The organism is Derxia gummosa DSM 723 (assembly GCF_000482785.1).
Lineage (GTDB): Bacteria > Pseudomonadota > Gammaproteobacteria > Burkholderiales > Burkholderiaceae_E > Derxia > Derxia gummosa.
The window spans coordinates 1120625-1146719 of record NZ_AXWS01000007.1 but is presented as its reverse complement, the minus strand read 5'-3'; the positions used below and the strand labels follow the sequence as shown (position 1 = coordinate 1146719).

Annotated in this window: 20 protein-coding genes; 18 read left to right on the top strand and 2 right to left on the bottom strand. The window is 69.3% G+C overall.

Annotated features, from left to right (window positions below; translation table 11 throughout):
- The first annotated feature begins 1 nt into the window (after position 1).
- From tssH to H566_RS0106030, 13 genes are all read left to right on the top strand, one after another.
- Entirely contained in the window at positions 2–2818 is a 2817-nt protein-coding gene (gene tssH, locus H566_RS0106090) for a type VI secretion system ATPase TssH (protein WP_028310743.1), read from the top strand.
- Positions 2819–2836: 18 nt separating this feature from the next.
- A complete protein-coding gene (locus H566_RS0106085) occupies positions 2837–3901 on the top strand; it encodes a M35 family metallo-endopeptidase (protein WP_028310742.1) in 1065 nt (354 codons plus the stop codon).
- 2 nt (positions 3902–3903) lie between these two features.
- The gene (locus tag H566_RS23270; protein WP_051378134.1) at positions 3904–4368 is read left to right on the top strand and encodes a hypothetical protein; all 465 of its coding nucleotides are present in this window, start codon (positions 3904–3906) and stop codon (positions 4366–4368) included.
- A 24-nt stretch (positions 4369–4392) separates the two neighbouring features.
- Complete coding sequence (locus tag H566_RS0106075; protein WP_051378131.1) at positions 4393–5781, top strand: tetratricopeptide repeat protein; 1389 nt, start codon at positions 4393–4395, stop codon at positions 5779–5781.
- Between the two features lie 365 nt (positions 5782–6146).
- Entirely contained in the window at positions 6147–6704 is a 558-nt protein-coding gene (locus tag H566_RS23265; protein ID WP_211238038.1) for a glycoside hydrolase family 19 protein, read from the top strand.
- Positions 6704–7318, top strand: coding sequence for a lysozyme inhibitor LprI family protein (locus H566_RS28820; RefSeq protein ID WP_156924300.1), 615 nt, complete (start codon positions 6704–6706; stop codon positions 7316–7318). Before H566_RS23265 ends, H566_RS28820 begins: the two co-directional genes overlap by 1 nt.
- Positions 7308–9347: a type VI secretion system Vgr family protein gene (locus H566_RS23255; protein WP_156924299.1), complete on the top strand. Its 2040-nt coding sequence runs from the start codon at positions 7308–7310 to the stop codon at positions 9345–9347. The genes H566_RS28820 and H566_RS23255 overlap by 11 nt, the downstream gene beginning before the upstream one ends.
- A complete protein-coding gene (locus H566_RS0106055) occupies positions 9344–9898 on the top strand; it encodes a DUF4123 domain-containing protein (RefSeq protein ID WP_028310740.1) in 555 nt (184 codons plus the stop codon). Before H566_RS23255 ends, H566_RS0106055 begins: the two co-directional genes overlap by 4 nt.
- A 10-nt stretch (positions 9899–9908) precedes the next feature.
- Positions 9909–11756, top strand: coding sequence for a hypothetical protein (locus tag H566_RS0106050; protein WP_028310739.1), 1848 nt, complete (start codon positions 9909–9911; stop codon positions 11754–11756).
- The gene (locus tag H566_RS0106045; RefSeq protein WP_028310738.1) at positions 11756–12571 is read left to right on the top strand and encodes a hypothetical protein; all 816 of its coding nucleotides are present in this window, start codon (positions 11756–11758) and stop codon (positions 12569–12571) included. The genes H566_RS0106050 and H566_RS0106045 overlap by 1 nt, the downstream gene beginning before the upstream one ends.
- Positions 12572–12600: 29 nt before the next feature.
- Complete coding sequence (gene tagH, locus H566_RS0106040) at positions 12601–14481, top strand: type VI secretion system-associated FHA domain protein TagH (protein ID WP_028310737.1); 1881 nt, start codon at positions 12601–12603, stop codon at positions 14479–14481.
- The gene (locus tag H566_RS0106035) at positions 14478–15242 is read left to right on the top strand and encodes a PP2C family protein-serine/threonine phosphatase (RefSeq protein WP_084544804.1); all 765 of its coding nucleotides are present in this window, start codon (positions 14478–14480) and stop codon (positions 15240–15242) included. Before tagH ends, H566_RS0106035 begins: the two co-directional genes overlap by 4 nt.
- A gap of 15 nt (positions 15243–15257) precedes the next feature.
- A complete protein-coding gene (locus H566_RS0106030; RefSeq protein ID WP_028310735.1) occupies positions 15258–15647 on the top strand; it encodes a DUF4280 domain-containing protein in 390 nt (129 codons plus the stop codon).
- Between the two features lie 8 nt (positions 15648–15655).
- Here the strand turns inward: H566_RS0106030 and H566_RS27270 are convergent, their stop codons facing one another.
- Positions 15656–16237, bottom strand: a complete 582-nt coding sequence (locus H566_RS27270; protein WP_051378126.1) for an OmpA family protein — start codon at positions 16235–16237, stop codon at positions 15656–15658.
- 264 nt (positions 16238–16501) lie between these two features.
- On the opposite strand from H566_RS27270, the gene tssK reads away from it, so the two are divergent.
- From tssK to H566_RS0106000, 5 genes are all read left to right on the top strand, one after another.
- Positions 16502–17839, top strand: a complete 1338-nt coding sequence (tssK, locus tag H566_RS0106020) for a type VI secretion system baseplate subunit TssK (RefSeq protein ID WP_028310734.1) — start codon at positions 16502–16504, stop codon at positions 17837–17839.
- Positions 17840–17985: 146 nt separating this feature from the next.
- Complete coding sequence (locus tag H566_RS0106015; protein WP_028310733.1) at positions 17986–19296, top strand: DotU family type VI secretion system protein; 1311 nt, start codon at positions 17986–17988, stop codon at positions 19294–19296.
- A gap of 21 nt (positions 19297–19317) precedes the next feature.
- Positions 19318–22824 carry a type VI secretion system membrane subunit TssM gene (gene tssM, locus H566_RS0106010; protein ID WP_034410563.1) on the top strand — a complete coding sequence of 1169 codons (3507 nt, stop codon included), beginning with the start codon at positions 19318–19320 and terminating at the stop codon, positions 22822–22824.
- A complete protein-coding gene (gene tagF / locus H566_RS27265) occupies positions 22806–23531 on the top strand; it encodes a type VI secretion system-associated protein TagF (protein WP_051378124.1) in 726 nt (241 codons plus the stop codon). The genes tssM and tagF overlap by 19 nt, the downstream gene beginning before the upstream one ends.
- Positions 23528–25477, top strand: coding sequence for a serine/threonine protein kinase (locus tag H566_RS0106000; RefSeq protein ID WP_084544803.1), 1950 nt, complete (start codon positions 23528–23530; stop codon positions 25475–25477). Before tagF ends, H566_RS0106000 begins: the two co-directional genes overlap by 4 nt.
- Positions 25478–25540: 63 nt before the next feature.
- Here the strand turns inward: H566_RS0106000 and H566_RS0105995 are convergent, their stop codons facing one another.
- Positions 25541–26086 carry a hypothetical protein gene (locus H566_RS0105995; RefSeq protein WP_028310730.1) on the bottom strand — a complete coding sequence of 182 codons (546 nt, stop codon included), beginning with the start codon at positions 26084–26086 and terminating at the stop codon, positions 25541–25543.
- Positions 26087–26095: the final 9 nt, after the last annotated feature.

Below are 26095 nucleotides of genomic sequence, written 5' to 3'. Positions count from 1 at the left end.
CATGAGCGAAATCAGCCGCGTCGCCCTGTTCGGCAAGCTCAACCCGCTCGCGTACAAGGCCGTCGAGAGCGCCACCGTCTTCTGCAAGATGCGCGGCAATCCGTATGTGGAACTGGAGCACTGGATCGCGCAGATCCTCCAGACCCAGGACAGCGACTGGCAGAAGATCATCGCGCGCTTCGGCCTCGACGCCGGCGTGCTCGCGCGCGACCTCACTGCCGCGCTCGACCGTCTACCGCGCGGCGCGACCAACATCAGCGACTTCTCCGAGCACATCACCAACGCGATCGAGCGCGGCTGGGTCTACGGCAGCCTCATGTTCGGCGATCGCTCGGTTCGCACCGGCCATGTGCTCGTCGGCCTGCTCAAGACCGGCTTCCTGCGCAACGCCCTGGTCGGCATCTCGCGCCAGTTCGAGAAGATCCGCCCCGACGAGCTGGCCGAGAACTTCGCGAAGTCGGTCGAGGGCTCGGCCGAGGAGAGCCTCGCGGCGAGCGACGGCTCGGGCCTCGCGGGCGACGCCGCGCCGGGCGAGGCGAGTGGCGCGCTGGCGCCGGCCGCGATGGGCAAGCAGGAGGCGCTCAGGAGGTTCACGGTCGACCTTACCCAGCGCGCGCGCGAGGGCAGGATGGACCCGGTGTCGGGCCGCGACGAGGAGATCCGCCAGATCGTCGACATCCTCATGCGCCGGCGCCAGAACAACCCGATCCTCACCGGCGAGGCGGGCGTGGGCAAGACGGCGGTGGTCGAAGGCTTTGCCCAGCGCATTGCGCGCGGCGACGTGCCGCCGAGCCTGCGCGACGTGAGCCTGCTGTCGCTCGACATCGGCCTGCTCCAGGCCGGCGCGAGCATGAAGGGCGAGTTCGAGCAGCGGCTGCGCTCGGTCATCGACGAGGTGCAGGCGAGCGCCAAGCCCATCATCCTGTTCATCGACGAGGTGCACACGCTTGTGGGCGCGGGCGGCGCGGCTGGTACCGGCGACGCGGCCAACCTGCTCAAGCCGGCGCTCGCGCGCGGCGACCTTCGCACCATCGGCGCGACCACCTGGGCCGAGTACAAGAAGTACATCGAGAAGGATCCGGCGCTGACGCGGCGCTTCCAGGTCGTGCAGGTGCCCGAGCCCGACGAGCACAAGGCGATCGTCATGCTGCGCGGCGTCGCGACGGTGCTGGAGAAGCATCACCGCGTGCAGCTGCTCGACGCGGCGATCGAGGCGGCGGTCAGGCTGTCGCACCGCTACATCCCGGCGCGCCAGCTGCCCGACAAGGCCGTGAGCCTGCTCGACACCGCCTGCGCGCGCGTGGCCGTGAGCCAGCATGCGATCCCCGCCGAGGTCGAGGACTGCCGGCGCCGCATCGAGGCGCTCGACATGGAGCTGCAGATCATCGGCCGCGAGGAGGCCGTCGGCGTCGATGTCGGCACGCGCCGCGCCGAGGCAGAGGGCAAGCTCGCGGGCGAACGCGAGCGGCTCGTGGTGCTCGAAGCGCGCTGGGCCGACGAGAAGAAGCTCGTCGACCGCATCCTCGAACTGCGCGCGACGCTGCGCGGCGAGAGCGGCGTGGTCGACGTGGTGAGCGCGTCCGCGGAAGCCGCGTCCACGGGCACGCCCGACACCGCTCCGGCCGCGCCCGTGTCGCCGCTTGACCGCGTCGTCATCGACTTTTCCACTGATCCGAAAGCAGCGGCCGCAGCGAGTGCCCTGCCGGCCGCCGCCGCGCCCGCGCCCGACCGCGCGGCACTGCTCGGCCGGTTGCGCGAACTCCAGGCGAAGCTCGCTGAGCTCCAGGGCGACAAGCCGCTCATCCTCCCGAGCGTGGACGAAGGCGCGGTCGGCGCCGTCGTCGCCGACTGGACCGGCATTCCGGTCGGCCGCATGGTGAAGAACGAGATCGAGGCGGTGCTCAGGCTCGCCGACACGCTGAGCCAGCGCATCATCGGCCAGAACCATGCGCTCGAAACGATCGCCAGGCGCATCCAGACCTCTCGCGCCAAGCTCGACAACCCGAACAAGCCGATCGGCGTGTTCATGCTCGCGGGCACCTCGGGCGTCGGCAAGACCGAGACCGCGCTCGCGCTTGCCGAGACTCTCTACGGCGGCGAGCAGAACCTCATCACGATCAACATGAGCGAGTACCAGGAGGCGCACACCGTCTCGTCGCTCAAGGGCGCGCCGCCCGGATACGTCGGCTACGGCGAAGGCGGCGTGCTGACCGAGGCGGTGCGCCGGCGCCCGTACAGCGTGGTGCTGCTCGACGAGGTGGAGAAGGCCCACCCCGACGTGCACGAGCTGTTCTTCCAGGTCTTCGACAAGGGCTGGATGGAGGACGGCGAGGGCCGCGTGATCGACTTCAAGAACACGCTGATCCTGCTCACCACCAATGCCGGCACCGACCTGATTGCAAACCTTTGCAGGGATCCCGAGCTGATGCCCGATCCCGAAGGCATCGCGAAGGCGCTGCGCGAGCCGCTGCTCAAGATATTCCCGCCCGCGCTGCTCGGCCGGCTCGTCACCATTCCCTACTACCCGCTCAGCGACCAGATGCTCGGCAGCATCGTCCGGCTCCAGCTCAACCGCATCAAGAAGCGCATCGCCGAGAACCACAAGCTGCCGTTCGAGTACGACGACGCGGTGGTGAAGCTCATCGTGAGCCGCTGCACCGAGACTGAAAGCGGCGGCCGCATGATCGACGCGATCCTCACCAACACGATGCTGCCGCGCATCAGCCAGGAATTCCTGCGCCGGATGGTGGAGGGACGCGAGGTGGCGAAGGTGGGCCTGTCGGTCGCGGAGGCTGACTTCGCGTATGCGTTTGATTGACCTTCCGGGAGAACGATCATGGCTTCGAACAAGCTGAGCGACGACTACGCGGAGCATCGCGGCACGCTCCAGCGGGAAACCTTCGCGGGCATCGTTTCGGGCGGCCTCGGCGATCTCAAGCGCGTGCTTGGCGAGGAAGGCCCGGACCGCAACTTCGCGCAGTTGCTCGAACAACTGCGCAGCGTGGCGCTCAGGTTCAAGGAGGCGGAGCGGATCATGGAGGCGGCCGGCATCCCGGCGACCGGCCTGCCTGGCGATGCCGCGCTGCGCAAGGCGGCGAGCCTGAAATTCCTGCGCCACACCTATCTCGTCGGCGCGCGTGGCGCGCAGACGGTCTGGGTGGTGTCGACGCCGAAGGCATACACGCGGTTTCCGCTCGACGAGATCAAGGGCGCCGCCGGCGATACCGCGCGTCTGCGCGCGGTGCTTGACGATGTCGACGAGCAGTTCAGCGCCGAAACGAAGGCCCGGTTCTCGGAGGCGATCCAGCTTGCGCTGAACTGGGCCGAGGCGGCGAAGATCACGCTGGCCGGCGCGGCATCCGATGCCAATGCGATGGTGAAGGTGAAGCGCTGGTTCGCGGCATCGGACACGGGAGACGCCGACCTGAATTCCACGATCGCGAAGGTGCTCGCGGGTTTCAAGAAGGTGGCGACCGCGCTGAACAGCAATCTGATCACCATCACCGACATGCCGCTCTACCGGAACGACGCGAGCAAGAACACCGTCGAGGCGTTCATCAAGCTCGTCTCCGGTTCGCCCGAGCGGCCGCGCACCATCTACATCGAGAAGGCCCTGTTCGAGAACTACGAGGTCTCGGTCCTGCACGACATGAAGAAGAACTGGGCGCGCGTGCTGCTCCACGAGGTCACGCACAGCGATGCGGGCACCAAGGACCGCGGCTATGCGTGGAAGGGAATCGCGCCGGGGACGAAGATCACGGCGGCGGATGCCGCGATCAATGCCGATTCCTGGGCGTTCTTCGCCGCCGACTGCGCCGGCGCGCTCGCCGACAACGAGATCCAGCGCGCGCTCAACGGCACGGGCGGCTCGCTGACCAAGCTCGCGAAGAACTGGTCGTGATCATGAACGAGCGTCTGCGGGTACGCCGCCGCCTGCTCGCAGGTGTCGTGCTCTGGCCCGCGGCCGCCATCGCGCAGCCGGCGCTCCGTCGCGCGCGCAAGAGAAAGGAACCGGCCATGTCGGATGATTTCGAAGAGGAAAGCTTCAGCCGCATCGGTCCGCCGGAAGTTCCGCCGGTGGTCTTCGAGGGGCGTCGCTACGAGCAGATCCACAACGGTGAATCCCTCGGGCTCGACCAGCGCACCGGCTGGCTCGCGGTCGTGGACGAAGCCGGCGGGCAGCGGATCGCGGTGATCAAGGTCTACGCTGTGGAGTTCGATCCCGACATGGAAGCCGATGTCCAGGATGTCTTCTTCACGCGGCTGGAGCTGCGCGCGGCGGAACGCTGCCTGCTCGTCGAGAACGAGCGCGGCGGCCGTTTCATCGTCGACATCGACAGCCGCGAAGCGCGGCCCGGGCCGCGATAACTGCCGCTCCCGACTTCTGCATCCATGACCGCCCACGATTCCCCCACCACCGCCATCCCCGCCGAGATGCCCCTCGACGAGGCGCTCGCCTTCGCGACGCGACTGCACCGCGTCGGCGAACTTGATGCGGCCGAGACGCTCTACCGCCGCATCCTCGACACCGTGCCCGAGCATGCCGACGCACTCAACTTCCTCGGCATCGCGCGCCACCAGCGCGGCCACACGGCCGAGGCGGTCGACCTCATGCAGCGCAGCCTCGCGCGCAATCCGCGCGCGCCGGGCGTGTGGAACAACCTCGGCAACATCCTCGTCGACATCGGTCGCTTCGACGAGGCGGGCGAGGCCTACGAGCAGGTGCTGCACTGGGCGCCCGACAACGCAGAGCTGTTCAACAACCTCGGCGTGCTGCGCCGCGCCCAGCAGCGTTTGGGCGAGGCCGAGGCGGCCTACCGCCAAGCCATCGTGCTGAAGGGCGACTACGCCGAGGCGCACAACAATCTCGGCAACCTGCTCGCCGGGATCGGGCGGCTCGACGAGGCTGTGCGCGAGTACTGCGAGGCGATCACGCTGATCCCGAGCAATCCGTCGGCTCGCAAGATGCTCGGCTTCGCCTACTACACGCTTGGCCGTTACGAAGAGGCCGCCGGCATCTACCGCGCCTGGCTCGAGCAGGAGCCCGACAGCGCCGCCGCGCGCCACCATCTTGCCGCCTGCACCGGGCAGGACGTGCCGGAGCGTGCCGCCGACGCCTACGTCGAGGCCACCTTCGACGGCTTCGCCGACAGCTTCGACGTGAAGCTGGAGATGCTTACCTATCGCGCGCCCCAGCTCGTCGCCGAGCGAGTCGCCGCGCTCGCGGGCACGCCCGCGAAGGCGCTGCGCGTGCTCGACGCCGGCTGTGGCACCGGCTTGTGCGGGCCGCTGCTCGCGCCCTGGGCACGCGGTCTCGTCGGCGTCGATCTCTCGATGGGCATGCTGCGCAAGGCCGAGGCGCGCGGCGTGTACGACGAGCTCGTGAAGGCGGAGCTGACGGCATTCCTGGAGGCGGCCGAACCGGCTGCCTGGGACCTCGTCGTCTCGGCCGACACGCTGTGCTACTTCGGCGTGCTCGACGCGGTGTTCGTGGCCGGCCGGCGCGCGCTTGCGCCGGCCGGCTGGCTGGTGTTCACGGTCGAGGCCGAACCAGAGGCCGACGAAGGCGCTGCCGAAGCCGGCGGTGCGGCCGGCGCCCAGGCCGACGCGGGCCACGTGCTCAAGCCGCACGGCCGCTACGCGCACCGGCGCGGCTATGTCGAGCGGGCGCTCGCGGCCGCGGGTTTCGGCGTGGCGAGCTTCGATGCGGTGATGCTGCGCAGCGAGGGGGGGCGGCCGGTGCAGGGATGGCTCGCCGCAGCAAGCATAAGCCGATCATGAGTCAGCGCCATTCCCGCCTTGGTCGCCCCAGGTTGACGGCGCCGACCGCTGGTCGTCGACGGATCGATTTCGTCGCCACGCTATCTGACGCTATCGGCGGAATCAGGTGGGACACGCCTTGGGCACCTATGGTGCGGCGGTCGGTCGGTCCCGTGGGAGCTCATCCCGCCAGTAGTGCTGCGTCGCCGGTTCACGAGCTGGCCACACGGCCAGTGTCGGGCGCGAGTCCCGGTCAAGCGACGGCGCATCCCTCGCCCGTCGTTATTACGGCTGCGCACCGACAGCACCCCTGGGCGCAGCAACCGCCGGGGCTCACGGCCACCGAGGTCGAGGCGCGCGTCCTGGCTTTCCTCGTTGAGCGTGGCGTGACTGATCCAAGCGAGCGCGCGATGTTCCTGGCGCAGACGGCGCATGAATCCGGGCACTTCCGTTCCGTGCGCGAGAACCTGCGCTATCGCTCAGCCCGGCTCCTCGCAATGTTTCCGCGTCGTTTCACGTCGCTCGCCGACGCGACGGCCGTTTGCGAGGGGGGCGAGGCTGCAATTGCTGAGCGGATTTACGGCGGCCGCCTCGGCAACACGCTTTCCGGCGACGGCGCCCGATTCATTGGGCGCGGCTATCTGCAGATCACGGGGCGGGACAATTACCGCCGCGCCGGGCGTGCGCTTGGACTGGATCTTCTCGCTCACCCCGAGATGGTCGAGATTCCCGAGGTCGCAATCGCCACTGCTTGGTGGTACTGGAGCGAGCGGCACAGTTCAGGCAGCAATAGCCTTCGCGGCTTTGCCCAAGCGGGCGACGTGCGGCGCGTGACTGCGCTGATCAACGGTGGGAACAACGGACTGGCCGAGCGCGAGCGGCTGTATCGCCACTATTTCAACCGTATCGTCAGCGAACCCACGCTCCCGACGAGACTCCCCTGATGACCAGACTTCGAGCACATTTCCGCCGACGCATCGTGCGCGGCGCCGCCGTTGTAGCCCTGCTGGTCGCGACGGTGGTCGTGTTTGCAGGGCCGGCTCGCGACGAATTCACCGGCGTTCTTAGCAGCGGCAAAGCCGGCGTCACATTGACCGCACCGAACGGGCAGTTGGTTGTCGTGCCCGAATCCGAGGCGCAGGCGAGCCGGCGGATCGATGCCTGCCCTGAGCGCGCGACCTGCCGCATCGTTGGCCGCATTCGGACCGACGGAGTAGTCACCGCAATTGAGCGTGTAGACGTCATCGTTGCGGCGCCAGCCGACGAACCGAGCGTGGCACGCGGTTCGGTACCGCGCCCCTCGTTCGATTGCAACAAAGCCGGCAGCGACGTCGAAATGATGATCTGCCTCGACCCGGGCCTCGCCGAGGCTGATGTCCGCCTCGCTCGAGCGTACCGCGCCGCGCGCCGTGACTCCGCCGGGGATGTCGAATCGGCTCAGCGAAGCTGGCTGCGTCGCCGCAATGCCTGTCGGGACAAGGCGTGCCTGCGCGCGGTTTATCAGGCCCGAATCGCGGAACTCGAACTGATCCCCGCCGGAGGCGACGGTGCCCGTTGACCAGATTCTTCTGAAATGTGCCGAGCCGACCCTGATGGCGCATGAGTTCAGTGGCCATGAAAGTCTCGGTCAGCCGTTTGACTACCGCGTCGTCGGCCTGACGCCAAAGTCTTCGGTTCCAATGCGCAAGCTGGTGGGTAGTACCGCAACGGTGCAGTTGGTCCGTCCCGATGGCGGCTCGCGGTTTTTCAATGGCGTCGTGGCGCGGGTGGTGGCGCTGCCGCCGGTGGGGCGCATGCATGCCTACGAACTGACTCTGCGCCCTTGGCTCTGGCTGCTATCGCGCCGGGCCGATTGCCGCATTTATCAGGATAAGACGGTCGTTGAAATCATTAAGGAGGTGTTCGCCGGCTGCACTCAGCTTGCCTTCGATGTCGATCTGAGCAGCAGTTACCTGTCTTGGCCCTACTGTGTGCAGTACCGGGAAACCGATTTCAATTTCGTGCAGCGCCTGCTTGAGCAGGAGGGCATGTACTACTACTTCAGGCATGAGGACGATCGCCACACGATGGTAATCGTCGACGACAGCATGCATCTGCCCGACGCTCCTGGCTGCGACAAGCTGCCGTTCTCGCCGCACACTGGTGGCGGTCACATCGGACGTGAGGCAATTCATGAATGGACCTACTCCGAGCAGCTTGAAAGCGGCGCCTTCCGCCATACCGACTATGACTTCGAGAAGCCGTCGTCGGACCTCGTAACCCAAGCGCGCAATGCCCTCCCTTATGCGCACGGCGACCGCGAGATTTACGACTACCCGGGCGAATACACTCGGCCCGGCGAAGGCGAGCGCTTTGCTCGTGTGCGGCTGGAGGCCCAGCAAGTCGGAGTCCGGAGCAGCGACGGGCAAACCAGTGCGCATGGGCTTGCTGCGGGGACGCACTTCTCAATTGCGGGCCATCCCAGCGAGGAGCAGAACGGGCGTCACCTCGTCGTTATGACTCAGATTCACGTCTCCCAGGCAACCCATGAGTCGGGCGACGCAGAGGTGAGCTTCGAGTGTGGCTTCTCGGCCATTCCTGAACGGGTGCCGTTCCGGCCTATGAGGCTTGCATACAAACCTTTAGTCCAAGGCCTTCAGACCGCTGTCGTCGTCGGCCCGAGCGGCGAGGAGATCCACACCGACAAGTACGGCCGCGTGAAGGTGCAGTTCCACTGGGACCGGCTCGGCAAGAAGGACGAGAACACCTCGTGCTGGCTGCGCGTGGCCCAGCCCTGGGCCGGCCAGCGCTGGGGCATGCAGGCGCTGCCGCGCATCGGCCAGGAGGTGGTAGTGGATTTCCTCGAAGGCGACCCCGACCAGCCGATCGTCAACGGCTGCGTCTACAACGCAGAGCAGATGCCGCCCTATCCGCTGCCCGACAACAAGACGCACTCGGGCTGGCGCACGCACAGCAGCAAAGGGGGCGGCGTCGACAACTTCAACGAGCTGCGCTTCGAGGACAAGAAGGGCAGCGAGTACGTCTGGGTCCAGGCCGAGAAGACCTGGTACCGCCTCGTGAAGGAAGACGCCTACGAAGAGATACGCAACGACGAGCACAGCACGATCGACCGCGACCGGACCTGGAAGATCGGCCGTGACAGCATCGGCAAGATCGGCCGCGACCGCATGACCGAGATCGGTGGCGACGCGCATGCGAGCATCGGCGGCGAGGCCATCACGCGCATCGGCACCGTCGCCGATCTGGTGGTCGGCTCGAATCTGAGCATCGATGCGGGGGGCAACTGGTCGCTCAACGCGGGGGGCAGGAGCGATCTGAAGACCGGCGCCAACTTCGCCGTCGATGCCGGCATGAACGTGCATGTGAAGGCCGGCATGAACCTCGTCATCGAGGCGGGCGCGCAGATCACGATCAAGGCCGGACCTGGCTCGATCATCATCGGGCCAGACGGCGTGTCGATCACGGGGCCGATGGTCAGGATCAACTCCGGCGGCTCGCCGGGTTCAGGCTCGGGAGCAAGTCCGAAGTCGCCGGCCAGTCCGAAGGCCCCCGTCGATGCCACCAAGCCGGCGGATCCGCTCGGATGAAGACCGTCCCGCTTTCCGCCGACCAGCTCAAGGGCCGGCTGTGGTCCCGTCCCGACGTCGCCGTCATCGCGGTGCTCGATGGGGCGCGGCTGGCGCGCTTGCCGTCGCGCATCGCCGAGGCCGGCCTAGCCGACACCGACTCGCTCACGCGCGGCGCGCTCCTGCCCGTCGAGGCCGAGCGCGCGGTGCGGCTCGCCGTGCTCGCGCCAGAGCTTGCCTTCACAGACTGGCTGCTCGCCGCCGCGCATCGCGAGGCCGCGGACTGGGGGCTGCTCTGTGTCGCGTCCGGGGGGCTGCGCCGGCTTCGCGACCATCTGCGCACGCTGGCCGAGGTCTCGACCCCGGACGGCATCGCGCGGCGCTGGCGCTGGCATGCCCCGGAGCTGCTCGCCTGCCTGCTGCCGCTGCTCGATCCGTGGCAGGCCGACGAGTTCTTCGGGCCGGTCGCCGAGATCCTCGCGCCCGACGGCGCCGGTTTCCTGCGCTACGAGCGCGAGCCGGTCGGCGTGCGAGTCGAGCAGATCGCGCTGATCGCGTCGCCCGTTGCCTGAAGGCCGGTTCATGCTGACGCTCAACGAGGATCAGACCGCCGCGCTTGAAGCCTGGGCCGAACAGCGCTACCGCGACCGGCTCGCCGTGCACTTCACTGCCGCCTGGCCGGCCGCCGTGGCGCGGCTCGGCGACCGGCTCGCCGAATTCATCGATGTCGGCATCGGTCGCGCGCGCCGCCACGGCATGACGCAAGGCCGGGACATCGCCCGCTATCTCAACCTGTGCTTCGTCTGGGGCGCGGGCTTCGAGGAACGCCCGGGCTTCGAATGGGCGCGCGCGCTGGTCGAGGATGCGCGTCGCGGGGGAAGCGCCAGGGCGCGTCAGCTCATGCTCGGCAGCCGCGAGCAGATCCAGCGGGCCGGCAACGCCCGCGGGCTCGCGGCCTTCGATGCGGCGGAGGAAAGGCTGCGCCGCGAGCTCGCCGACCTGACCGTGCCGTCGCAGTGGTGGTCCCCCGGGTTCGTGCAGCCCTGGGTCGATTCGCCCTGCGACATCGATGCGCTGCTTTTCTGGGTCGAGAACCTGAGCCGGCCGGAGTACCGCTACCAGGACGGTCGCTGGCAGTCGTTGCCGATGGCGCCGGTGGTGCCGATCCGCTGCCAGCCAGGCGAACCCCTGCCCGAGGCGATCGCGTTGCTCGCCGGGCCTTGGCGCGATGGCAGCCCGGCCCACCTCGGCTTGCGGCTGCGCCAGGCCGAGGTCTGCGACGCGGCGCGTCATCCGCGTGTGGCGATGACGATGCCCGACGGGCGCCGCGAGTGGCGCGGCGCGGCGGCGATGGATCTCGCCTGGAAGCTGCGTGCCGATCTCCAGTCCGAGCCCGGCGTGACCTGGCCGTCCGAGGCCGGCGCCGCTTCGCTGCCACTGGCCGGCGCGCCGATCGCCTTCGAGGGCGCCGCGCGGTTCGGCCTGCTCGAGATCGAAACCTGCGGCTTGCGCGACGGGGTCGCGCCGCTCGGCGGCGGCCGCCTGCGAGTTGCCGTCTGGGCCGCCCCCCAGCATCTGCTCGACTGGCGCCTCGCACCGGCCGCGCGCGTACAGGTGGACGGCGAGGGCACGCGCTTGCCCGAGAGCGAAGAGCCCGGCGCCGCGCTCGTGCCGCCCGACGCCTGGCGGGCCCGTCACGGCTTGCCGGTGGTGCGCGTCGAGCGCGATGGCCAGGTGTTGTCACCGGCCGGCTGGTCGACCGGGCTGGCCGCGCTCAACGATGCGTGGATTCGCGCGCTCGAACGGCTGCTGCAAGTCTGGGGCGGCATCGAGGGCATGCATTCGGCCTGGGTCGCGGGACGTTGCGATCTGCTCGCGGGCGGCGTCGGCCTGACCTGGGGCCGGCGCGCCGATCGGCTGGCGGGCGAGGCCTGGCTGCGCGTGGACGGCCGTTTCGATCTGGCTGGCGCCTTGGCGCTGGAACTGGGCGGCGAGCTGCTGCTCGAAGGCGCGCGGGCGCGGCTGCGGCTGGTCGCCGGAGGGGGCGAGCCCTTGCGCGCGTCGCTGGCGCGCGCTCAGTCCGACCATGCGCTTTCCGAGATGCTCGCCGCGTCGTGTCGCCGCTTGCGCATCCCCTTCGCCATCGAGGTCGCGCCGCTGTGCGGTGACGGCGCCGGCAGCCTGTCGGGGCGGGCACCGGCCAATCTGCCCGCGTCGATGTCGGGCCCGTCGGTGCCGGTGACTGGCGCGCTGGTCGGGGCTTACGGCCTGCGCGCGCGCCGCGACGGACAGGGCTGGCAATGGTTCGCGACGCTCGCGCTGGAACCGGTGTCGGCGGTGCTCGCGTTGGATGACCCGCTGCTGGGCCAGACCGCGGTTCCGCGTCCGCTGCTGCCGGCGCTCGATCTGCTCGACTGGGAGCTCGGCTGATGCAACGCCTGCTGTTCGTCCGCCTGCATGCCAGCGGCTGCGCCGCCGAGGTCTGGATCAACGACCTGCCCGTGTTCTCGGTCGGCCCTGATGCGCCGCTCGCCGCGCGCGCGGTGCACGAATACGTGTTCGAAGGCGTCAACCGCATCGAACTGCGCGTCGCCCAGGATCGCGCGACGCTGGTCGCGCCGGTCGAGCCGGGTGGCGCGGGCCTTGTCGCCGCCGTGCCCGCGCGCGCGCACCTGCGACTTGCGCTCGTGCGCGACGGTCGCGGCATTGACGATGACAACGCCCGCGTGCTGGCCGAGCGCTCATGGGCGGTGGCGGCCGGGGAGGCTTGGGATGCGCCGGTCGTCGACCGGTTCGAGGTGAGTCTGCCGGTCGGCTTCCAGCGCTGGCGCTGGCCCGAGGCGCCCGTGATCGAAGCGGTCGACGGGGTGCGCGCGGCGGTGCGGCGCTTCCTGCAGCAGACGGCCGGCCAGCTCAGCCGTGGCGATGCCGAGCCCTTGCTCGCCATCTCGCGGGTACGCATCGAGGAGACGGCCGCCGCCTACCAGCGCGCGCCGGCCGACGAACTCGCGCGCCTGCGCGCCCATCTGCTGCGTCTTCACGTCGCCGGAGCGCTCACGGTGCCAGCGCCGGGCGCCGACCGGCTCGTGCTCAGGCCCTGTGGTGACGGCCGCCTGCTCGACTGCGTGCTGACCGATGGCGGCCCCGCCCTGCGCGCGCTCGCCACGCCCGAGACGGGCGGCGTCGGCTGGTCGCTGCCGGTGCGCATCGCGCTCGTCGAACGTCACATTCACGTGCTGCGCTGACCGGCGCGGCCTCGCACGGAGACCTTTTCGTGATCACGCTCACCGTTCTGAGCCACAACGGCAGCCCTCTGGTCCAGCCGCTGTCGGCCGATTTCGACGAACTCGGCGGCAGCATCGGCCGTGCCGACACCAACCGGCTCGTGCTGCCCGATCCGCAGCGCGAGATCTCGCGCCAGCACGCGAGCGTCGTGTACCGCAACGGCGGCTATGCGCTCCTCGATTCCGGCAGCAATCCGGTGCTCGTCAATGGAGCGCCGGTCGGCAACGGCCGCGAGGTGCCGATCCGGCTCGGCGACGAGATCACGATCGGCGGCTACCTGCTCCGCGTGGATGAGCCGGCGCGTGATCCGTTCACGAGCCTCGGCTTCGGCCCGACCGGACTCGGCGTGGGCAAGGCAGCGGCCGTTCGATCGGACGGCGTCGCGCCGGGCGGCGGCATTCGGGCGTCGGTGCCGCCCGCGTCTCCGTCGCGCATCCCCGATGACTGGGACCCGTTCGGCGCGGAGCCGCCGCGCCCCGTGGTGTCCGTATCCGCCGTGCCGCCGGCCGGGCTGGCCGATCTCGGTCGCCGCGAGGAGAGCTCGCTCGATGCGCTGTTCGGCCTCGGGTCGGGAGGCGGCGATCTGCTCGGTGAACTCGATCGCACGCTCGGCCTCGGCACCGGGCCGAACACTGCGCGCTCGGACGATCCGCTGCTCTCGCTCACCGCCGTCACCGCCGCCACGCCGGCGGGGGCCGTCGCCGACCACGCGTCCGTGCTCAGCGAGGCATTCCGTCCGCCGATCGCGGTCCGCGACGAGGCGCATCCGGCCGGCGTGAGCGCGAACGGCTCGTCGGGCGGCGCGGCCGCGAGTCCGTCTTCGGCGCCGCCGCTGCCTTCGGCGCCCTTCACGCCGATTCCGCCGACCCAACATCCAGCGCCGGCCGATGCGGTGCTGTCGTGGGGCGAGGGCGGCGACGCGCGTACCGTCATCCGATCGCGTGGCGCTGCGCCATCCTTGCCGCCGGCCCCCATGACAGGCGCGTTGCCGGAGGATTTCCTGACGGATGTCGGCGGGCCGGCGATATCGCCTGCCGCATTTGCGGCACAGCCGGCCGCGCCCTTGGTCGCCGAGGCTGGCGGGCCGTCCGGCGACTTCGACCTGAAGGCGATCCCGGCGTCTCCCGCGATCGGCCCGGCGAGGCTCCCGCCGTCGCCGCCCGTGCCGTCGAATGAGGCCGGCAACCCGACCCGCTCGATCGTATCCGCCCCGCCCGCCGCCGCCGCGGACGCGAGTCCGGTCGCGCATCCCGCGCCACCGTCCGCTACCGATCCGCTGCTTGACGCGTTGCGCGCCGGCCTGGGCCTGTCCGACCTGCCGGCCGCGCTCACGCCGGAGGTCATGCATCTCCTCGGCAGTCTCGTGCGCGAGGCCACCTCGGGCACGCTGGATCTGCTCGCCGCGCGCGCTGTGCTCAAGCGCGAGTTCCGCGCCGAGGTCACGATGATCGTCACGCGCGACAACAACCCGCTCAAGTTCTCCCCCTCCGTCGACGTCGCGCTCGGGCATCTGCTGCGTCCGCCCGCGCACGGTTTCATGCCCGTCGTCGATGCGATGCGCGATGCCCAGAACGATCTGCGTGCGCACCAGTTCGGCGTGGTTGCCGGCATGCGCGCCGCGCTTGAAGGCGTGCTCGCCCGCTTTGATCCCGCCGCGCTCGAAGCGCGCATCGTCCAGAAATCGCGGCTCGGCGCGCTGCTCCCCTCCACGCGCAAGGCCCAGCTCTGGGAACTCTTCCAGCAGCTCTACAGCCAACTTTCTACCGAGGCGGCCGACGATTTCAATGCGCTGTTCGGCAAGGCCTTCCTGCGGGCCTACGAATCGCACTCCGATGAACTCGCCGACGCGCGGCGCAAGGACGCAAAGTGACCGAGCCGATCGAACTGGAACTGGCGCTGCTGACGCGTCCCGGTGGTCGGGACCAGAACGAGGATGCCTGCGGGCACTGGCACTCCGACAGCCGGCTTTGCTGCGTCGTCGCCGATGGCGCGGGCGGGCATGGCGGCGGGGACGTCGCCTCCAAGCTCGTCGTGCGCTACGTGATCGGAGCGTTCGCCGCCAACCCCCGAGATGACGCGCAAGCGCTACGCGAACTCATCGTGCGATCCAATCGGACCGTCATCGCCGAGCGCACGCGCGGGGGCACGGCTCACATGCACACGACGCTCGCGGCCCTGTTCATCAACCTTGATCAGGCGATCGCGCGCTGGTGCCATGTCGGCGATACGCGCGTCTATGCGTTTCGCGCCGGCCGCATCGCCATGCGCACCGTCGATCACAGCCTCGTGCAATCACTTGTCGACGCAGGCCATCTCGCACCCGAGTCCGCCCGAGGGCATCCGAGCCGCAGCGAGCTGTACTCGGCACTCGGCACCGAAGAGGATCAGCTGATCTCCTCGGTGCAGGAACCCGCTTGGCCGTTGCAGGCCGGCGATGTGCTTCTCATCTGTACCGACGGCCTGTGGGAGTACGTGGATGACGCCACGCTGGAGTCCACGCTCCGCGTCTGTGCCACGCCCCATGACTGGATGCAGGCGCTGGAGGCGGCCGTGCTGGCGGGGGCCGCGCGCAAGCCTAGTCATGACAACTTCACCGCGCTGACCGTCTGGATCACCCGCGCGGCTGCCTGAATCCGGGAGAAAGCCATGCCCATGCAGACCGTGATGACCGCGACCCTGCAATGCAGCTTCGGCGCGGCGCCGAGCAATCTGGTGGTGCTGCCCGCGCGGACCGTGCATTCGGGCATGCAGTTCGCGGCCAACATCATGGACAACGTGCCGATGGTGAACATCCTGCCCTTCGGGGTGTGTGGCAGTCTCGCTTTTCCGGCCACGGCCGCGGCCACCTCGGCCGCCATGGGGGCACTGACACCGATGCCTTGTGTGCCGACCACGCCCACACCCTGGCAGCCGGGCGTCCCGAACCTGCTGGTCGATTACCTGCCCGCTATCGACAACACCTGCTCGCTCATGTGTGCCTGGGGAGGCGTCATCCGGATCACCAGCCCTGGGCAGACGACGCATATGGTTCCTTGATGACCCGCTCAGCGACCGATCTCGACCCTGCGGTTCTCCGGTGCTGTGGGATCGGTCGAGTTCTTGGGTTGCGTGGAGCCCAGTCCGACCGGCGTCAGCATCTGGGCCTCGACACCTTGCTGGATGAGATAACGCCTCACTGCCTCGGCCCGCTCCTGCGACAGCCTTGCATTGGCTTCGGAGGTGCCGGTGGCATCCGTATGACCAAAGATGCGCACCCGACGGCCGGTGCCGCGCAGCGGACTCAGCGCAGTCGCGAATGCGTCGAGCTGACGCTTGAAGATCTCCGGGATTTCGGCCGAACCGATCCGGAACGCCACGGCGGGTAGCGAAAAGCGAGTGGAGGGACGTTCGGCTCCCATGCACTTGAAACCCGCCTTTTCGAGTTCCGCCTTGTCCGGACAGTCCACGTCCTCGGGGAACAGACCGTCACGGATCCTTGCCGGATCAGGGACCTGCGTGTCGAGATCAACGACGGGCAGCGCGCTTGACGCGACTTCGGCCGCGGTTGCGGCAACACCGGCGCCGGAAAGCCACAAGACGCCGCTGAGGACAAGCGCATTGAAGCTGAGCTTCGTGAAGTTGTTCATGGTCTGGAACCCCGTTGCGGGTGATGTGTGAAGGCTTGCGACAGCGCGTGCCGGCAATGCTTCGATGACTTCGCCGACACGGACAAGAACGACGCTCCGTGCATGAGCAAACCCTTTCGCCCATCATAGTTACCGCAACCAACGGGATCGATCTGTGCATCGCTTTCGTCCGATTGCCGCCGTACAAAACATCGAAAATCTCCCGCGACATTCGCATCGCGCGCATCGCTGGCAGTCGTGCTCCAACAGCCTCCGGACGCTGACATGACTTGGTACAACAACGTGGTGTGGACGGAGGGCATGTTCCTTCAGCCGCAGCATTTCCAGCAGCAGGATCGCCACGGCGAACATCTGCTCGATCTGCGCTTGGGTGCTGTTGTCGGCTACGGTTGGGGCTTCACAGTGCTGAAGCTCGACGACACCTCGCTGCCGCTGGGCAAGATCGCGATCACCGAGGCACGCGGTGTCCTGCCCGACGGAACCCCATTTGCAATCCCTGCCGACGATGGAGCGCCGCCCGCACTCGACATCCCGGCCGACCTGCGCGACGAGGTCATCGTGCTGTCCGCGGTGCTGCGCCGGCCCGGCGTCGCCGAAACCGATGCCGAGGAGGCACCGCACGGAGCGGGCCCGCGATACGCGGTCGCCGAAGCCGAAGTCGGAGACAGCAATCTCACTGCCGGGCGGACCGCTCCACTCCAGATCGGGCGACTCCAGCTTCGCCTGCGGCGCGCGAGCGATGTGACCGAGGGCTTCGCCGCGCTCGGGGTGGCGCGTGTTGCCGAGCGGCGCGCCGACAACCGCGTCGTGCTCGATGCCCACTGGCTGCCGCCGCTGCTCGATGCGCGCGCGCATCCGCTGCCCGAGGGTTGGACGCGCGAGATCGCGGCGTTGCTACGCCAGCGCGGCGAAGCACTGGCGGCCCGCATCGCGGCTCCGGGACGCGCCGGCGTTGGCGAGATCGCCGATTTCCTGCTGCTCCAGACGGTCAATCGCAATGAGCCCGTCTTCATGCATCTGCACCAGCTCACGCTGCTGCATCCCGAACGTCTGTACGTGGCTTGTCTCGCGCTCGCGGGGGATCTCGCCACTTTCCGTGATCAGCGCCGCCCCCCCGTGTTCGCCGATTACCTGCATGACGACCTCGCGCGCTGCTTCGCGCCCCTGATCGCCGAGTTGCGGCAGTCCTTGTCGATGGTGCTGGAGCAGACCGCCATTTCCATCGAGCTCCAGCAGCGCAATTACGGCGTCCGCGTCGCGCTCATCGGCGACGTGGAGTTGCAGCGCAACGCGATGTTCGTGCTCGCAGTGGCCGCGCAGATGCCTGGCGAGGCGCTGCGTCAGCGTTTTCCCACGCAGACAAAGATCGGTCCGGTCGAGCGTATCCGCGACCTCGTCAACCTCGCGCTGCCAGGCGTGCCGCTGCGGCCGTTGCCGGTTGCGCCGCGCCAGATTCCGTATCACGCCGGCTACGACTACTTCGAGCTCGAGACGCGCGGCAACGATCTGTGGAAGCAGCTCGAAGCTTCGGGTGGTCTCGCGATGCATGTCGCGGGCGACTTTCCCGGTCTCGAACTGGAGTTCTGGGCAATCCGGCAGTAGCCCTTGCACCGGCCGGCCTGACGGATGCCCCTACCAGCGCCGGGTCCGCGCCGACACCGATCCGACCGGCTCGCGCGCAGCCGCGTCGCGCCGTCTGAATCCGCCCCCGCCGCGTCCGCAGAAGACGCGATCCGCAGGAGACCAAAATGACCGATCAGGATCCATTTGCCGCCTTCGGCGATCGCACAGTCATCAAGCCGGGCGGCGGTCGCGCGCGGCCGGGCCCGTCCTCCGCGCCGGCCGGTGCTCCCGCCACCGCGTTCGTGCCGGTCGATGCCGAGGCGCTCGACGGCATCATGACGGGCAGCTTCAATCCGCTGGTCGATGCGGCCACTCCCCTGCTCAATGCGGCGCCGCGAATCCGCCAGCTGCCGCAGCATCCGAGTCCGCCGGGCTTGCGCGACGCACTCGCCGCCGGCGTGAAGCGCTTCGAGGCGACTGCGCGCGCGCGTGGTCTGCCCAACGAGCAGGTGATCGCGGCGCGCTACATCCTTTGCACCTTCCTCGACGAGTCGGCGGCCAGCACGCCCTGGGGCGGCTCGGGCGTGTGGTCGGCATACAGCCTGCTGGTGCAGTTCCATAACGAGACCCAGGGCGGCGAGAAGGTCTTCCAGCTCCTCGCGCGGCTCGCGCCGGACGTGAACGGCAACCGTAGCCTGCTGGAACTCCTCTACGCGTGCATGGCGCTCGGTTTCGAGGGGCGCTACCGCGTCATCGACAACGGTCATGCCCAGCTCGACAGCGTGCGCAGCCGGCTGGCGCAGATGCTGCGCCAGCCGGACGAGGAAGATCCGGCACTGTCCCCGCGCTGGCAGGGGGCGCCGGCACGGTCGCAGCGGCTGGTGGACGGAGTACCGGTATGGGTGGTGGCGGCCGTCGCCGCGCTGCTGCTGCTCGCGGTATTCGTCGCATTGCGACTCGGCATCAACAGCCACTCGGCCCCGGCCTTTATCGCGCTCCAGACGCTCGATGCGAAGGCGCCGACCTCGGCGGCTGTCGCGTCCCCGCCGGTCGCGCTCAAGCCGCGTCTGGCCACCTTTCTCAAGGCCGAGATCGATGAGGAGCTCGTCGCGGTGCAGGACCTTGCCGACCGCTCGATCGTCACCATCAAGGGCGATGGCCTGTTCAGCGCCGGAAGCACCGAGCTGGCCGACCGAGCGCGTCCCGTGCTCGCGCGGGTTGCCGCCGCGCTCGAGGAAGTGCCGGGGCAGGTACTTGTCACCGGGCATACCGACAGCCAGCCGATCCGCTCGCTGCGCTTCCCGTCCAACTGGCATCTGTCCCAGGAGCGCGCGCTGGCCGTGAAGGCGGTGCTTGCCCCGCCAGTCGCTGCCGATCGCCTGCGCGCTGAAGGGCATGCCGATGCCGAGCCACTGGCCGACAACGCGACGCCAGAGGGGCGCGCCCGGAACCGCCGCGTCGAGATCACGCTGTTCGTCTCGCCCGACGCCCGATAACGACAAGGACACGAGACCGCGATGAAGAACTTTCTCCGTCTGCTGCTGAGTCCTGTCGCGCTGACGGGCATCGGCCTGCTCGCGCTGGCCGCCCTCGTCTGGTGGGGCTTCCCGCTCATCGCCTTCGGCGACGCCCACCCCTTCGAATCGATGTGGGTACGGCTCGCGATCGTGCTTCTCGTCACGGCGGGTTATGCGGGCTGGATCGCGTGGCGCATCACGCGGCGCAAGCGCGCCAACGCAAAGCTCGTCCAGGGGCTGGTGGCTGGGCCGAGCGCGATCGACCGCGAGCAGCAGGTGCTTGACGCGCGTTTCCGCGAAGCGCTCGACCTGCTCAGGACCCTGCCGGGCAGGGAGGGTAAGGGCGGCGGCAATCTCTACGAGCTGCCGTGGTACGTGTTCGTCGGCGCGCCGGGCTCGGGAAAGACGACCGCGCTGCTCAACGCCGGTCTCACCTTCCCGCTTGCCGACAAGATGGGCCGCGCCGAAGTCAAGGGCACCGGCGGCACGCGCAATTGCGACTGGTGGTTCACCGAGGACGCAGTGCTCATCGACACCGCCGGCCGATACGCGACCCAGGAGTCGGACGCGGCGGTGGACGGTGCAGCGTGGGACAGCTTTCTTGCGCTGCTGCGGCGCGCGCGGCCGCGCCAGCCCATCAACGGCGTGCTGCTGACGGTCAGCGTCGCCGATCTGCTTCAGCTGGACGAGGCGCGGTGCAAGGAGCAGGCGGCGCGGCTGCGCGCGCGGCTCCAGGAGTTGCACGCAAGACTCGGCGTGCGCGCGCCGGTCTATGTGTGCGTGACCAAGGCCGACCTTATCGCCGGCTTCGACGAGAGCTTCACCCAGCTCGGCAAGGAGGCGCGCGAGCAGGTCTGGGGCTTCAGCTTCGACCTGAAGGCGGGCGACGCGCTGGCGGGTTTCGACGCCGAGTACGCCGCACTCGAGGATCGCCTGCGTCGCCAGCTGCTCCGCCGGATCGAGGGGCAGCTGGACACGGCGGCGCGCGCCGCCGTGTTCGCCTTTCCGCAGCAGTTCGCGCTGCTGCGCTCGCCGCTCAGCGGTTTCCTGCGTGCGGTGTTCGCCGAGGGGGGCGGGCTGGAGGAGGCGGCGCTGCTGCGCGGTGTCTATTTCACGAGTGGCACGCAGGAGGGCACGCCGATCGATCGCGTGATGGGCGCGTTGTCGCGCGGCCTGGGGGTCGGCGTCAGTCAGGCCGCCTTCGCGCCGGGCAAGGGCAAGAGCTATTTCCTGCATCGTCTGCTGCGCGACGTGGTGTTCGCGGAGCGTGACCTCGTGGGAGCGAACGCGACGGTAGAGGCGCGCCGGCGGATGCTGAGGCGGGCGAGTTTCGCGGCGGTGGGCATCGCGTCCGCGCTGGTCGTCGCCGGCTGGATCGCGAGTTGGCTGAACAACCGCGCCTACATCGCCGAGGTGGAAGCGCGGCTGCCGGCCGTCAGGCAGGCGGTCGATGCGCTGCCGCCCGCGTCGTCGGGCGACGCGGCGCCGATGGCCGACGTGCTGGCGGCGGTGCGCAGCGCCGCCTGGCCGCAGGGCTATGCGGTCGAGGAGCCACCGTTTCTCCATGGCCTCGGCCTCTACCAGGGCGGCAAGCTCGACGCCGGCGCGCGCATCGGCTACCGCCACCTGCTCGACCACGGTCTCATGCCGCGCATCGCGCGCCGGCTGGAGGAGCGGCTGCGCGCCGCCGATCGCAACAACCTCGAACTCGCCTACGAGGCGCTCAAGAGCTATCTGATGCTCTACACGCCCGAGCACTTCGATCCCGCGACGCTCAAGGCCTTCATCGAGCTGGACTGGGAGCTGAACCTCGGCGCCACGCTCACGCCCGAGCAGCGCGTCTCCTTGAGTCAGGATCTCGACGCAGCCTTCGCCGAGGGCGCGCCGATCCCGGCGGTGAAGATGGACGAGACGCTCGTTGCAAGCGTGCGCGAGATGCTCGCCGCCTATCCGCTCGAATACCGCATCTTCAGCCGCCTCAAGCGCCAGCGTCTCGGCGCCGATCTGCCCGAGTTTTCGGTAACGGCCGCCGCCGGACCGGGTGCCGCGAGCGTGTTCGAGCGCGCGAGCGGCAAGCCGCTGACGGCCGGCATTCCCGGCCTGTTCACGCGCGACGGCTACCACAAGGCGTTCAAGAGTTCGCTCGACAAGGTGGCTGGTCAGCTCGCCGCCGAGGAGCCCTGGGTAATGGGCCGTCCGGGCGGTGGCGTGGCCGCGACCGCGCTCGCGGGCAAGGAGATGGCCGAGCGCGTGCGCAAGCTCTTCCTCGACGAATACATCAAGGTCTGGGATGCGTATCTCGCGGATGTCCGCCTCGTAAGGCTCGGCGGACTCGATCGCAGCCTCCAGGTGGCGCGCGCCGTCGCCGCGCCGGATTCGCCGCTTGCCGCTTGGGTCCGCGCCGTCGGGCGCGAGACGACGCTCGTGCCGCCGAAGTCGGCCGTCGCCGATGCCGCCAGCGTGGCCGCGGGCAAGGTCGCCGCCGCGCGCAACGAGATGGCCGCGCTCATGGGCGACACGTCCGCCGCGCCGGGTCTGCGCGGCGGTCCGCCCGAGCAGGTGGTCGACGACCATTTCGCCGCCATCCGCCGTCTGAGCGAGGGCAATCCGCCGCCGCTCGACGGCATCCTCAAGCAGTTCAACGAGGTGTTCGTGCAGCTGTCGGCGGTCGATGCCGCGCAGAAGAGCAAGAGCCCGCCGCCGCCCGGCGGTGGCGCCGAGCGCATCAAGGCCGAAGCCGGCCTGCAACCCGAGCCGATCCGTTCGATGCTCGCCAACCTGGCCGACGCGGGGGCATCGCAGAGCCGCGTCGCCGAACGCCAGACGCTCAGCGATGAACTCAGGCCCATCACCGATTTCTGCCAGCGCGCGATCGCCGGGCGCTATCCGTTCGCGGCGGGCGCGAAGAGCGACGCCATGCCCGAGGACTTCGCGCAGCTGTTCGGCGCTGGCGGGCTGCTGGACGACTTCTGGCAGCGTCGCCTTGCCGCGATCGTCGATACGGGGGCCAATCCTTGGGGCTACAAGCCGCTTTCCGATGGCACGCGTCCGCCGACGCCCGCCGCGCTGGCCGACTTCCAGCGCGCGACGCGCATCCGTGACGTGTTCTTCCGCGGTGGCGGCAAGACGCCGGGCTTTCGCGTGGACATCCGGGCGCTCGATCTCGACGGCCTGCCGATGATCTCGCTCGACATCGACGGGCAGGTGGCGAAGTTCACTGGCGCGGGGGGCCAGCCGGCCACGGTGCAATGGCCGCCGCAGCGGCTCGCATCGCAGATTCGGCTCGCGACCAGCGATGCCGGACCGGCCCAGGTTTTCGACGGGCCGTGGGCGCTGTTCCGTCTGTTCGACCGCTACGAGATCCAGCAAGGCAACCAACCCGAGCGCTTCGTTGTCGTCGTGACCGAGGGCGGTCACAAGGCCAAGCTGGAGGTCGTGGCGAGCAGCGTGTTCAACCCGTTCCGGCTGCGTGAGATGCAGCAGTTCCGATGCCCGTCGGCGCTGTGAACCCGGCAGCCGATACACCCGGCTGGTACGGCAAGCTGCCAAGCCTCGGTGACTTCGCCTCGCGGCGACTGCCGCCCGGTTTCCTCGACGCCTGGGACGCCTGGCTGGCCGCCGGACTGGATGGCCTGAAGCGCGCTCGGCCCGAGTCTTGGCTTGCCGAGTATCTCGACGCGCCGGCCTGGCGTTTCTTGCTGATGCCGGGATGCGTCGATGGCGGCGCCTGGGCCGGCGTGCTGCTCCCTTCGGTTGATCGCGTGGGACGCTACTTTCCGCTCACGCTCGCCGCGCCGCTGACCGTGCCGCCCCTCACCGCCGAGGCGCTTGATGCCCTGCTGGCATGGCTCCACCGCGCCGAGGACACGGCCCAGGATGCGCTCCAGGAAGACTGGGGGCCGGACGCGCTCGAGGCCGGCCTGGCGATGCTCGGCCCGCCGCCGGCCGGTGAGGCGGCGCGCGCGGCGGCGCGTCCTGGTCTCGCCGCCGCGCGTGCGGCGCCGGTCGGCCGCGGCGAGCTCGTGGCGCTGGTCGGCGCCAGCATCGTCGTCGCGGGCCTCGATGGCTTCGCGCGACACTCCTTTTGGCATGCCGCACCGGACAGTGCCTTCGCTCCGACGCTCATGCTGGCGCCCGGCCTGCCCGCCGAGACCGAATTCTCCCGCCTCTTCACGCCGCTGCCGGCTCTGTCTGGCGCAGAGTCCCGATCATGACCACCACCAGCCCCGACGACGACCGCACCGTGATCCGGCCCCAAGCTCCGCTGCTCGCGCCTCTGGCGTCGGCAGCGGAGCCTGGGGCCGACGATGACCGCACGGTCATCCGCGCGGGGGCAGTGGCGGCCAGCCGGCCCGAGGCGCCGACAACCGAGCCGGCATCGCCCGCTGCTCGAGCCATGCCGGCGATGGTCACTTCCATGCCGTCACCGGGAGCCAATCCCGCGGGCCCGCCCGATACCGGCAACGCGCTGCCGGTCGGCACCCGGCTCGGCGAGTTCGAGATCACCGGCGTGGTCGGCGAGGGGGGCTTCGGCATCGTCTATCTTGCCCACGACCACTCGCTCGGCCGACGTGTCGCGGTCAAGGAATACATGCCGGCCGCGCTCGCTGCCCGCGCCGGCGCGACGACGGTCCAGGTGCGCAACGAGCGCCATCGCGAAACCTTCGAGGCCGGCATGCGCAGTTTCGTGAACGAAGCCCGTCTGCTGGCCCAGTTCGACCATCCCGCGATGGTCAAGGTCTATCGTTTTTGGGAAGCGAACGGCACGGCCTACATGGTCATGCCCTTCTACGAGGGCGACACCTTCAAGGACCGTCTCGCGGCGCTTCCCGGGCCGCCCGACGAGGACTGGCTGCTCGGATTGCTGGATCCGCTCACCAGCGCGCTCTCGGTGCTGCACGACGAGCACTGCTATCACCGCGACATCGCGCCCGACAACATCCTTCTCCTGCGCGGCGACAAGCCCCTGCTGCTCGACTTCGGTGCCGCGCGTCGCGTGATCGGCGACCTGACCCAGGCACTCACGGTCATCCTCAAGTCGGGCTATGCACCGGTCGAGCAGTACGCCGAGGTGCCCGGCATGAAGCAGGGACCGTGGACCGACGTCTATGCGCTCGCGGCCTCGATCTACTACGCGATCGAGCGCCGCACGCCGCCGCCGTCGGTGGGCCGCATGGTCAAGGACAGCTTCGTGCCGCTCGCGCAATCGCAGTCCGGCCGCTACGGCGCACGCTTCCTGGCCGCCATCGATGCCGCGCTCGCCGTGCATCCCGATCAGCGGATTCCTGACATGCGCGCGTTGCGCGCGGCGCTCGGTTTCGCGGAGCCGGCCAACGGTGCGACGCTGATCGCGGGCGCGGCCGGCCCGACGGGCATCGCCGCTGCCGCACCGGGACTGGCGAGCGCCGCGCGAGTCGCGGCCGGCCCCCAGGTCACCCCCCCGTCGACACGCGTAGCCGATCGGACGAAGTCCAGGCTGCCCGTGCTGCTGGGGGCCGGCGCGCTGGTCGCGGCAGTTGTCGGCGGCGGGTTCTTCTTCGTGACGCGCCCGCCCGTGCCTGCGTTGGCGTCAGTCGCCGCGCCGGTCGCGGCAGCGCCCGAACCGGTGCCCGCCGCGGTCTTCGACCCGACCGCGGCGGCCCGCGCCGTGGTGGAGCGGATCATCAAGGGCGCGACGCCGGGCTTCGCGGTGGAGGTGCGCACCGCCAAGCCGACGCTGCGCATGGACAGTGAGGGCGACATGCTCGCCTTCAGCGTCAAGGCCGAGCGCAAGGGCGCGGTGTACGCATGGGTTGCTCGGCCCGACGGCAGCTTTGTGCAGATTGCCCCAGGCGCGTCGCGCGGCGCGCCGAACCGGGAACGCATGCTGCCAGCCGGGGAGGTCTGGGCCTGGCCGCTCGACTGGCTCGATGCGGGCGCGCCGAGCTATCGCGCGCATGCGCCCGGCGGCCGCAGCAAGTTGCTCGTCGTGATTTCGGCCAGCGCGCGTCGTATCGACGGCGCGCGCTGGGGCGAGGACTTCGGCGAACTGCCGGCGCCAGCGGCGGGGGAGGAGGCTGCATCCATCGCGGCAGTTCTATTGGGCGAGCCGGTCTGTCCTGCCGGCAAGCCCTGCGATGCCAGCTACGGCGCGGCCGTGCTCGACATCGACGAGATATAGGGCGGCAGCCGCCCCGGACCTCGCCCCAGCATTGGCATCAACGAGGTATCGACGGGGGCGGCGCTACTTCGAGGCCATCGTCTCGGCCGTTTGGTAGATCGAAACTCCAACCTGCAACAACGCACCCGCCATCAAGACGACGCCAACTGGCGTCGTGATGGTTGCTGCCGTCACGCCGGCGGTAAGGAGCGACGACAGCAGGTCCGACCATGCGCCGATGAGTTGGGCTTGCTTGTTGTCGTCGGCAAGTCCCATCGCGAGTGAAACCTTTTTCGTGAACATCGCGCCCACGGTTCCGACGAGAACGCCAGGAGAGGTGTTGTTTGCGAGTTTCAGCAGGGCCAGCGTCTGGTTGATGATCTGGGCCGATGCCGCTGCCGTTTTCACGCCTTGATTGCCGGCGAGCTTGCCGCCCGCGTCGGTCACCCCATCCACGCTCCCCAGCGCGCCGGCGAGCTTGCCTTCCATTCCTGCCAGCCCTGCGTTCAGGATGCTTACCGACAGCGCGATGAGGTCGGAGTCGCGTGCGACGGCAAGCGCCTTCTCGGTGCCGACTTGGCGGTAGGCCTCGCGTACCGAGCTTTCATTGATGAGAGGATGAGCATCCATGATGGCGTA

Bases quoted from the DNA above. Each gene is read 5' to 3' on its own strand.
- H566_RS0106045 (WP_028310738.1), top strand. From the start codon at position 11,756: ATGCAACGCCTGCTGTTCGTCCGCCTGCATGCCAGCGGCTGCGCCGCC.
- H566_RS0106075 (WP_051378131.1), top strand. From the start codon at position 4,393: ATGACCGCCCACGATTCCCCCACCACCGCCATCCCCGCCGAGATGCCC.
- tssK (WP_028310734.1), top strand. From the start codon at position 16,502: ATGACTTGGTACAACAACGTGGTGTGGACGGAGGGCATGTTCCTTCAG.
- H566_RS0106015 (WP_028310733.1), top strand. From the start codon at position 17,986: ATGACCGATCAGGATCCATTTGCCGCCTTCGGCGATCGCACAGTCATC.
- H566_RS0106050 (WP_028310739.1), top strand. From the start codon at position 9,909: ATGCTGACGCTCAACGAGGATCAGACCGCCGCGCTTGAAGCCTGGGCC.
- H566_RS0106055 (WP_028310740.1), top strand. From the start codon at position 9,344: ATGAAGACCGTCCCGCTTTCCGCCGACCAGCTCAAGGGCCGGCTGTGG.
- H566_RS0106085 (WP_028310742.1), top strand. From the start codon at position 2,837: ATGGCTTCGAACAAGCTGAGCGACGACTACGCGGAGCATCGCGGCACG.
- H566_RS0106030 (WP_028310735.1), top strand. From the start codon at position 15,258: ATGCCCATGCAGACCGTGATGACCGCGACCCTGCAATGCAGCTTCGGC.
- H566_RS28820 (WP_156924300.1), top strand. From the start codon at position 6,704: ATGACCAGACTTCGAGCACATTTCCGCCGACGCATCGTGCGCGGCGCC.
- tssH (WP_028310743.1), top strand. From the start codon at position 2: ATGAGCGAAATCAGCCGCGTCGCCCTGTTCGGCAAGCTCAACCCGCTC.
- tssM (WP_034410563.1), top strand. From the start codon at position 19,318: ATGAAGAACTTTCTCCGTCTGCTGCTGAGTCCTGTCGCGCTGACGGGC.
- H566_RS0105995 (WP_028310730.1), bottom strand. From the start codon at position 26,086: ATGGATGCTCATCCTCTCATCAATGAAAGCTCGGTACGCGAGGCCTAC.
- H566_RS23270 (WP_051378134.1), top strand. From the start codon at position 3,904: ATGAACGAGCGTCTGCGGGTACGCCGCCGCCTGCTCGCAGGTGTCGTG.
- tagF (WP_051378124.1), top strand. From the start codon at position 22,806: ATGCCCGTCGGCGCTGTGAACCCGGCAGCCGATACACCCGGCTGGTAC.
- H566_RS0106000 (WP_084544803.1), top strand. From the start codon at position 23,528: ATGACCACCACCAGCCCCGACGACGACCGCACCGTGATCCGGCCCCAA.
- H566_RS27270 (WP_051378126.1), bottom strand. From the start codon at position 16,237: ATGAACAACTTCACGAAGCTCAGCTTCAATGCGCTTGTCCTCAGCGGC.